This is a genomic window from Paenibacillus cookii (assembly GCF_018333375.1).
GTDB classification, from domain to species: Bacteria; Bacillota; Bacilli; order Paenibacillales; family Paenibacillaceae; genus Paenibacillus_AQ; species Paenibacillus_AQ cookii.
The window spans coordinates 63,664-72,141 of record NZ_BORW01000027.1; the positions used below are offsets into that span (position 1 = coordinate 63,664).

The following is an 8,478-nucleotide window of genomic DNA, read 5'->3' on the forward strand; positions in this document are numbered from 1 at the left end:
CCTCTCCTTCACGAATCAAGGGTAAATCTTCTCCCCGTTTTCCAGCATGCGGATGAATTCCTCTACCTTTCTTGCGCGGGTTTCGGGTTTCTTCGCGTTATGGATGCGAAACGCAATCGCGTACTTGTTTTGGCTGTTTAACGTGTCGTAAAACGCCTTGGCCTGCGGATGTTCGGCAAAGGCGGCCTCCAGCTCCGCCGGCAGCCCGCCGCGGCTTTGCGGCTTGTAGGCCGAATCCCAGCGTCCGTTGGCTTTGGCCGTTTCGATCGCCTGAAGTCCGGCCGGCTTCATCCGGCCCTCCGCGATCAGCCGCTCCGCCTTCTCCCGGTTGGTCTCGGACCAGAGGCTGTCCTTTCCTCTCGGCCCGAAACGCTGAGCCCAGCTGCGCTCGTCGAGCGCCTCCTTGCGGCTGTCGATCCATCCGTAGCAGAGCGCGCTTTCCAACGCCTCGGCGTAGCTGACGGTAGCTAGCCCCGCGTTTTTTTTGGCGATTTGCAGCCTGACTCCGCGCGATTCAAGATGATTCGCATCAAGCCAAGCTTCCCATTCCTGTTGGTTTGCGCACAGCAGCAGCGGCCATTCCGCTTGTCCTCCGGATTTAGCCATCAGGATGCTCCTTTCCGCGTAGACGCGTTTTCACTTCTGAAATACGATGCTGTAAAAGGCTTCGGTCCATGGCCGCGTGCTTAATACCTGAAAACCGGTCTCCTTCAAGATGCGGGCCATATCGGCCGAGGAAACGCGATGGGCTTGCGGCGGCCCGCTCCCGGTGTCGGCGACCTCCCACTCGATGCACAGCGCCTTGCCTCCGGGCTTCAGCACGCGCCGGATCTCGCTCAGCCCTTGCGCAAGCGGCTCCACTTCATGCAGCACCATCGAACAGATGACGGCGTCGACCTGCTCGTCATCGAGCGGGATTTGTTCGGCTTCGCCCTGGATGATTTCGATGTTGCCGTCGAATTCGCTTTCCTCCAAGCGGCTCAGCAGATAGTCCAGCATCTCGGATTGCGCGTCCAGCGCATACACGGTGCCGCTCGTTTTTTCCGCCGCCGGGAACGTAAAGTAACCTGCGCCGGCGCCGACGTCCAAAATATCCTCGCCGCCTTTCAGTTCAAGCAGGGCAAGAAGCTCTTCGGGCGGCAGCTTTTTGCGCCGTTCGGGATTGTCCAGTCTGGAGATCAGCGTCGGATCGAATCGTTTGTCATGCATGGGTCGTCCTCCTTGTCATATTCGGGTGAGTCCATTCTAGCATTTCCCATCAATTGGATTCAATGAACGGAAATGCCATCCGCACGGTCGTTCCCCGCCCAGGCTCGGACTCCACCTGAATCTGCCCCTTGTGCGCAATCACGATCGCATGGGCGATGCTCATGCCCAGTCCGGCGCCGTCGGTCGTCTGATCCGTGCTCGTCCCCCGGTAATAGCGCTCGAACAGGTTGCGCTTCGTTTCCTCGTCCATCCCTTTGCCGTTATCCTCCACCGTGATCCATGCCTGCCCGCCGTCCTTTCCAGTCCGGACCGTAATCTCCGTTCCCTCCGGGTTATGCTTGACGGCATTGGTGAGGATATTGTCCAGCATCCGCCGGAACCATTTCGGATTCGCCAGGATCGCCAAAGCGCCGTCCCATTCCTCGAAGGAAAACGTAGCGGTATCCACCGTGGCGTCATTGACGTAACGGAGCACCGAACGGCGGACGAATTCGTTGAGCTCGATCGGCTGCAGCGGAATTTGGATCGCTTTGTTTTTCAGCTGGAACGTCAGGGAAAAGTCCTGAAGCAGCTCCAGCATAAAATCCCCTTTTTCCCGGATCATGCGGCCCATCTCTTTCAGCTCGGCTTCATTCCAGGCGAACTGCCCGCTTTCGAGCAAATGGCCGTACCCTTGGATGGTCGACAGCGGCGTCCGCAGGTCATGGGATATGCCGGTCATCCATTCTTCCCGCGTCTGCTCAAGCATTTTCCGTTCCCGCTGGGAAGCGTCGAGTTTGGTGGCCATGTCGTAAAACCCGGCGATCACCTCTTTGTAGAGCCTGTACCGCATGCGGATTTTGCCGTTTTTGCGGAACACTTTTTTGCGCTCCTTTTCGGTCAGCGCTTCGCTGTAGCGACCTTGGCTCATGCGCTCGAACCAGCTCGCAAACAGCATCAGCGGCTGTCCGTAGCGGTAGCCGTGCCAAATGGAAATGCCGAACGTCAGCACAAGCACCGCCGCCCCGATCGCCACGAGCACGAGGATCACGTCATGGAAAAACGTCTGCTTCACGAATTCCTTCTCGGGCTTGCCTTGATGGAGCAGCCAGGTATAACCGGTGTTTTCGTCGAAATATACCGATAAATCCACCGGATATTTGCCCGGTTCCACCCGCATGGACACAAGCTCCAGCGCGCCGTATTTGCTTTTCTTCGCCTCGGCCTGTCCGACCGATTGCAGAATTTGCCCGGAAGGGCTCACGACCTGCAAATAATCCTTATCCCCCGTCAGCTCCGCCTTGATCTTGCTCTCCGCTTCCGGACGGATGCGCCCGCTGCTGCCATACTGCCGGAACCACTGCTCTAAACGCTGCGCGCCTACATCCTTCGAGCCCATCAGATACAGGACGGAATGCATCCCGTCAGCCTCGCTCTCGAGCAACGTCTCCACCCGGTAGGGACCGAGACGCCGCGTTTCCTGGATGTGCAGCAGCTCCGCCGCTCCGTAGGAGGTTTTTAAATCCTCCCCCGCGTTCACGTCATAAATGACGTTTCCCGATTCGTTCACGACCTGCAGCCAGTAGCCGCGTTCCTTCAGCAAACCTTGCCAGCGCTTATTCATGCTGACATGGTCGTTTTCAATAAAGGTTTCGGTCGTGATGCCGTCGAGCGCGCTGGTCGAAAACGTCCGCTTCAAATCCTGGTTCACGAGGTAACTGATCAAGGTCAAAAGCAAAACCGCCAAGGTGAGGATAATCATCACCCACAGCAGCAAAACCTGGTACGTAAAATGCAGCGTCAAACGGGTCCGGATCCGCTTCATGCGTCCACCTTCATCAGCTTGTAGCCGAGGCCGCGGACCGTGACCAAAAGCTTGGGATCGCCGGGATCCTCCTCGATCCGCTCGCGGATTTTGCGGATATGCACCATGACGGTGTTGTCGTCCCCCAGCCCGTCGATGCCCCATACTTCCTCATACAGCTGCGATTTGGAAAAAACGATGCCGGGATGCTTGCATAAAAACAGCAGCAGCTGATACGCCTGGGCCGGGCACGGCATTTCCTTGCCGCCGACGATCAGCGTTCCCGCATATTCGTCCAGAACGAACCGCCCGAAATCGTACCTGCCGCGGGATTCCTCCGGTACGGCTTTCGCGGGGGCGGCGGCCACCGTTCTGCGGAGCCTTGCCTTGACGCGGGCGGCGATTTCCAGCGGATTAAAAGGCTTGGTGACGTAATCGTCCCCGCCGGTGGCAAAGCCGGTAAGCACGTCCAAATCCGAGGTCCGGGCCGTCAAATAAATGATATGCGCGTCGGACAGCCGCCGGATTTGCGGACACAGCTCGAACCCGGTCTGATCCGGCAGCATGACGTCCAGCAGGATAATATCGAAGGAATGGCGGGCAGCCAGCTCCAGCGCTTCTTGTCCGTTATAAGCCGCATAAATGTGGCGGAAGCCTTCTTTCCGCAGCACCATCTCGATGAGCTGAACGATCGATTTTTCATCGTCTACAAGCAAAATTTTGGCGTTATACATCGAAAAAACCACCTCAAATAGCATTGTATCAGACCGTTCTTAATTCCAGCTAAACAAAAAAAACGGCGGCTTTAGCCAGCGTTAAGGTTTCCTTTAGCTTCGCTTCATTGGGGGTTGGTATTGTGGTCGTGAGGTGATAACGTTGACGACACGCAAAAGGGTTCGTCTGATCGACGGCTTGCGGGGATTCAGCCTGCTGGGCATCCTGCTTGCCAACATGCTTATTTTTCAATACGGAATGTTCGGAAAAGATATCTTGCATCTATTCCACGTTCCGGCCGCCGACGCGGCGGCGCACAACATTCTTCAGGTGCTGGTCGAAGGCAGCTTTATGCCGATCTTCGCCTTTGTGTTCGGGTTCGGCATGATCAAGATGAAGGAAAGCTTAAACGCCAAAAACCGCAAGGCGGGCTGGCCGTTGGTGCGGCGTTTTGCGATGCTGATCGCCTTGGGCCTTCTCCACAGCACGTTTTTGTGGGACGGGGACATCCTGTTGTTTTACGGCGCGATCGGCCTCCTGCTGCTGATCTTCATGAACCGAAAACCGAAGACGCTGATGGTGTGGAGCATCATTTTCCTGACGGTGACGGGGCTGATCGGACTGGCGCCCGAAGATAAAGCCGACAAAGAAATGCAGGCGATGAACCACCGGATCGAAAATTACGTTCAATCGACGGTTACGCTGTACGCCGAAGGTTCCTATGCGGAAATCAAACATGACCGGAATACGGCCAATCCGCTCGGCAACGACCGCGCGTTCGCCCTGATTATGGTCCTGTTTTCCCCGCTGATGACAGCGCCGATGTTCCTGATGGGGATGTATTCCGCGAAAAAGGGATGGTTTGCCGACCCTGACGAAAACAAAGGCATGTACCGGAGAGGGATGCTGATTTTTATTCCGCTCGGACTCGCGATGAAATCTTTCCATCTGTTATTCCCGGAAATGATCGGTGCGGGCACCGGGGAAATGCTAGGCGGGTTCGCGCTGTCGATCGGATATATCATGGGCTTTTCCTTATGGTACGCCAAGCTGGCCCCCTCCCCTTTAATGGAGCGGTTTGAAGCCGTCGGCAGGCTTTCCTTGACCAACTACCTGATGCAGACGGTCATCTGCACGACGCTGTTTTACGGCTACGGGCTCGGCTGGTTCGGCAAGGTCGGCGTCATCGCCGGCTGCGGGCTCGGGCTCATCATTTACGGCGTGCAGCTGTTCGCCAGCGGATGGTACCTGACACGGTTCAAATCCGGGCCGGTGGAGCGGGTGCTGAGAATGTGGACGTATTTTTCCTTGGACGGAAAAGCCAAGCGCAAAAAGGCCAAAACGATGGCCGTGGAAGCCTAAAGCACGTACAGAGAGAGAAATGGCCGCTGCTTGAGACGGGGTACATCGAAGCGTGCACGGTATGACGGGCAATCGGCGCGGAACGTTCAGTCTTCGGACTCCCGGCGCTGCTCCTGGCATTCAAAGCATTCCAGCGTTTGGTCCTCCTGCACCGTTCCGTTCAAAAAACCGTTCTCGCAATAAATCGCTTTGCCGCAGCCGCGGCAGTTGCCGATGAATTCCTGCATGGATCATGCCTCCGCTCATTGGGGATTAGAAAAAGGTTAGACATCTCGCTGCATGGCTCCATGTTACCATGGAAACGCATGCGGGGGCAGCAAAAAAACGGGCGCTCCTTCCCAGGAGAACGCCCGTTTTTTCTTCATGCATACTGTTCATGCCAACCTTGCTTTTCAGGCGTGCGTCAGCTTCTTCTGACGCGTCCGAAAAACAGCGAAACGATAAACAAAATGAGGAAAATGAAGAACAAAACCTTCGCGACGCCGACGGCCGCCGACACGATGCCGAAGAAACCGAAAATCCCGGCGACAATGGCTATGATCAAAAATAGAAATGCCCATCCTAACATATCAATCACCCTTTTCTATCAAAGTTTGGTGCGATACTTACTTGTAACCGCTCTGCGGCCGATTGAACCGGAAAAAGGATCATAATCATATTCCGGATTTTGTCATATGCTTATTGTAAACGCATTCACAAAGCCCTATTGTAAAACCGTCGCCCGGGACCGCAAGGCAATTTCGACATCGAGTATGTTGTGAGCGACATCCGGCTTCTGCCATTCGGCAAGGAATTCGACCTCGTGCTGTCCGTCGGGCTGCTGGAGCATTTCCCGGATGAGATGAAACCGGAAGTGGCCGACTGGCATCGCCGCTTTTTGAAGCCCGGAGGTTATGCCGTCATGACGACGCCCAGAAACCAGCTGCGCTCCCGCCTGTTCTCCCGGATCATGCCAAGCGGAATAGGCTTATTTAGGTTTGCAACCGGCAGGCGGCATGTCCGCCTTACATCGATTGCCCCGCGTCCACCGTAATGATTTGCCCCGTCAGCGCTTCCTGCTCCAGCGCGGCGCAGATCATATGGGCGATGTCCTCGGGAGATGCGGTTTCCCCCAGCAGCAGGCTGCCCGCCAGCTGTTCCATTTGCCGCTCGCGGCCTTCCCACCATCTCGTCAGCACGGCGCCGGGAGCGACGGCGTTCACGCGGATATGCGGCGCAAGCGCCTTGGCGAGCGAACGGGTCAAACCGTGCACGGCCGCTTTGGAAACCGCATAGGGAAGCGACGACCCCGTCCCCGTAATGCCGGCGATGCTGCCGACGTTGACGATGGCCCCTCTCCCCTGCTTTTTCATGTAAGGAGCGGCTGCCCGCGCGCAGTAAAACATGCCCTTCACGTTGATCCCGAACAGTTCGTCCCACGCCTCGTCGCTGATGCTTTCAAGGTCGTCCATCGCAATATGGCGGGTCACGCTGGCGTTGTTGACGAGCAGGTCGATGGTTCCCCACCGCTGCGCAACGGTTTCTGCCATCGCCTTCACCTCCGGCTCGCGGGAGACGTCCGCCCGAATGGCAAAAGCCTGCCCTCCCCGGCTCTGAATGAGGCGCACCGTCTCCTCCGCTTCCTGTGCCGACCGAGAATAATTGACGGCCACGGACGCCCCGCGTTCCGCCAACAAAAGGGAAACCGCCCTCCCGATGCCCGTGCCGCCGCCGGTAACCAAAGCTTTTTTACCTCGTAAGTCCATTTGGAACCCTCTCCTTTCATTTCATTGGTTTGCGCCTTTGAGCGCTTGGGGCTTCCACGCTTCCGCAATCGCGCCCTCTATAACATCATGCTTCCGGAGCAAGCTGGGCCACTCCGTTGCCAAACGACCAGTTTTCCTGCGTGTTTTCCGTCAAAATGATCATCACATCCTGCGGGCGAACCTTCGCATTCATCTCCAGCAGCTCTGTCATGCGGGCATACAGCGCTTGTTTTTTGCGCAGCGGACGCCCTTCCTTCATCGTGATTTGAACGAACATTTGCTGCTCCGACCTGGAGATGTTCATGTATCCCGTATCGTATAACAATTCGCCCGGCGGGTGCGGGGTAATGACCTGAAAATAATCGTCCTCCGGGACATCGATCGTTTCGACCATGGCCTGATGGATCGAGCGGCTGATCACGGACAGTTCTTCCTTGGATTTCCCGTGATGCAGATCTATGCGTACAAACGGCATGCTCTAACGCCTCCTTGATGATGTATTGCCGGCAAAATCATTGTATCCGATCCCGATCTATCTGTATAATTGAATTATATGAATTAATAATTCAAAAATATTGAACAAATATGGAGGGACCATGGACCTTAAAGCCGTCAAAACCTTTCATCGGATCGTAGCGCTTGGAGGCTTCAACCGTGCGGCGGAGGAACTCAATTATGCCCAGTCCACCGTGACGATGCAGATCCAAAAGCTTGAAGCCGAGCTCGGCGCGCGGTTGATCGAACGCGGCAAAACCTTTGAGCTGACCGAAGCGGGCCGCCTCTTTCTCGAACAAAGCGCGCCCATCGTACGGGACATCGACCAGCTCCAGGACACGATAACGGGGCTCGCCCTCGGGGAAACCGGCGACGTACGGCTCGGCGTGGTCGAACCGATCGCCAGCTACCGGCTGCCGGACATTCTGGCCGGGTTTCTGCGGGACTACCCCAAAATTCGCGTGTCCGTGACGATCGCCAATTCTCCGACGTTATGCCGGCAGCTTCACCGCGGCGAATTGGATCTGGCCTTATGTTCCCCGCCGCCGTTCGGGACGGATCTGCATTTTGAGCCGGTGCTCACGGAGCGGTTCGTCGTCCTGCTCCCGGAAAATCATCCGCTCACGGACAAGCGCGAGATCGCCGTTTCCGATTTGCGGAAACACCGTCTGCTCATCACCTCGGCCGACTGCCCGTACCGCCGCAAGCTCGAGACGCTCCTGCAGGAGTCGGGCGGGCATCCCCCGGATACGGTCGAGATCGGCAGCATGTCGGCCTTGAAATATTACGTCAAAAGCGGCATCGGATGCGCCCTCGTCCCCTGGTCCGTATTATGTCCCCAGCCTGACGGAACGGCGGTCCGGCCGCTGCAGGAGGACCGGATCGATCTCACCTGCGGCATCGTATGCAAGGCGGCCGAGTACCCGCCGCGCCTCGCTGCGGGGAAGCTGTACCGCTGGCTGAAAGAGGAGCTGGCACGGAGCGCGGCCTCCTCCGCCGTCGGCACGCAGCCGTAAATAACGTCGACCGATGCACTTGCACGGAAAAGGGGCTGTCCAATAAGTCCCCAAAATAAAAAGTTGGTCGGAAAAACGTCATGTTTTCCGTCCAACTTTTTTTGTTCTGTCGCTTTTGCAGGAAAGTAGCGAGGCGGATGCCTGCCACCTTCAG

General features: G+C 56.8%; 11 protein-coding genes. 3 read left to right on the forward strand and 8 right to left on the reverse strand.

The features are described 5' to 3' along the window. Positions 1-15: 15 nt before the first annotated feature. From KI367_RS20025 to KI367_RS20040, 4 genes are read right to left on the reverse strand one after another with little or no spacing between them, the layout of a single operon-like run. On the reverse strand, positions 16-606 hold the full coding sequence (locus tag KI367_RS20025) for a YdeI/OmpD-associated family protein (RefSeq protein ID WP_212951890.1): 591 nt from the start codon (positions 604-606) through the stop codon (positions 16-18). Between the two features lie 30 nt (positions 607-636). Continuing rightward, positions 637-1,209, reverse strand: coding sequence for a class I SAM-dependent methyltransferase (locus KI367_RS20030; protein ID WP_036715671.1), 573 nt, complete (start codon positions 1,207-1,209; stop codon positions 637-639). A 49-nt stretch (positions 1,210-1,258) separates the two neighbouring features. Next, entirely contained in the window at positions 1,259-3,013 is a 1,755-nt protein-coding gene (locus tag KI367_RS20035; protein WP_212951892.1) for a sensor histidine kinase, read from the reverse strand. Beyond that, entirely contained in the window at positions 3,010-3,726 is a 717-nt protein-coding gene (locus tag KI367_RS20040) for a response regulator transcription factor (RefSeq protein ID WP_036715670.1), read from the reverse strand. The genes KI367_RS20035 and KI367_RS20040 overlap by 4 nt, the downstream gene beginning before the upstream one ends. 142 nt (positions 3,727-3,868) lie before the next feature. Between KI367_RS20040 and KI367_RS20045 the strand changes: the two genes are divergently transcribed. Next, positions 3,869-5,068: a DUF418 domain-containing protein gene (locus KI367_RS20045; RefSeq protein ID WP_246537128.1), complete on the forward strand. Its 1,200-nt coding sequence runs from the start codon at positions 3,869-3,871 to the stop codon at positions 5,066-5,068. Between the two features lie 86 nt (positions 5,069-5,154). Here KI367_RS20045 and KI367_RS20050 read toward each other — a convergent pair whose 3' ends face one another. Beyond that, positions 5,155-5,295, reverse strand: a complete 141-nt coding sequence (locus tag KI367_RS20050; protein ID WP_197070095.1) for a hypothetical protein — start codon at positions 5,293-5,295, stop codon at positions 5,155-5,157. 176 nt (positions 5,296-5,471) lie between these two features. Continuing rightward, on the reverse strand, positions 5,472-5,636 hold the full coding sequence (locus KI367_RS20055; RefSeq protein ID WP_036715957.1) for a DUF1328 domain-containing protein: 165 nt from the start codon (positions 5,634-5,636) through the stop codon (positions 5,472-5,474). Between the two features lie 177 nt (positions 5,637-5,813). Between KI367_RS20055 and KI367_RS20060 the strand changes: the two genes are divergently transcribed. Beyond that, a complete protein-coding gene (locus tag KI367_RS20060; protein ID WP_212951903.1) occupies positions 5,814-6,101 on the forward strand; it encodes an SAM-dependent methyltransferase in 288 nt (95 codons plus the stop codon). On the opposite strand, the gene KI367_RS20065 is transcribed toward KI367_RS20060, so the two are convergent. Together KI367_RS20065 and KI367_RS20070 are read right to left on the reverse strand one after the other, a co-directional pair. Next, a complete protein-coding gene (locus KI367_RS20065) occupies positions 6,073-6,813 on the reverse strand; it encodes an SDR family NAD(P)-dependent oxidoreductase (protein WP_212951893.1) in 741 nt (246 codons plus the stop codon). The two genes, KI367_RS20060 and KI367_RS20065, sit on opposite strands and share 29 nt — an antisense overlap. Positions 6,814-6,898: 85 nt before the next feature. Next, positions 6,899-7,288, reverse strand: coding sequence for a tautomerase family protein (locus KI367_RS20070; RefSeq protein WP_036715001.1), 390 nt, complete (start codon positions 7,286-7,288; stop codon positions 6,899-6,901). A gap of 121 nt (positions 7,289-7,409) precedes the next feature. Between KI367_RS20070 and KI367_RS20075 the strand changes: the two genes are divergently transcribed. Then, positions 7,410-8,324 carry a LysR family transcriptional regulator gene (locus tag KI367_RS20075; RefSeq protein WP_036715003.1) on the forward strand — a complete coding sequence of 305 codons (915 nt, stop codon included), beginning with the start codon at positions 7,410-7,412 and terminating at the stop codon, positions 8,322-8,324. Positions 8,325-8,478: the final 154 nt, after the last annotated feature.

Coding starts and splice junctions, on each gene's coding strand:
- KI367_RS20025 (WP_212951890.1), bottom strand. CDS start 606: ATGGCTAAATCCGGAGGACAAGCGGAATGGCCGCTGCTGCTGTGCGCA.
- KI367_RS20030 (WP_036715671.1), bottom strand. CDS start 1,209: ATGCATGACAAACGATTCGATCCGACGCTGATCTCCAGACTGGACAAT.
- KI367_RS20035 (WP_212951892.1), bottom strand. CDS start 3,013: ATGAAGCGGATCCGGACCCGTTTGACGCTGCATTTTACGTACCAGGTT.
- KI367_RS20040 (WP_036715670.1), bottom strand. CDS start 3,726: ATGTATAACGCCAAAATTTTGCTTGTAGACGATGAAAAATCGATCGTT.
- KI367_RS20050 (WP_197070095.1), bottom strand. CDS start 5,295: ATGCAGGAATTCATCGGCAACTGCCGCGGCTGCGGCAAAGCGATTTAT.
- KI367_RS20055 (WP_036715957.1), bottom strand. CDS start 5,636: ATGTTAGGATGGGCATTTCTATTTTTGATCATAGCCATTGTCGCCGGG.
- KI367_RS20065 (WP_212951893.1), bottom strand. CDS start 6,813: ATGGACTTACGAGGTAAAAAAGCTTTGGTTACCGGCGGCGGCACGGGC.
- KI367_RS20070 (WP_036715001.1), bottom strand. CDS start 7,288: ATGCCGTTTGTACGCATAGATCTGCATCACGGGAAATCCAAGGAAGAA.
- KI367_RS20075 (WP_036715003.1), top strand. CDS start 7,410: ATGGACCTTAAAGCCGTCAAAACCTTTCATCGGATCGTAGCGCTTGGA.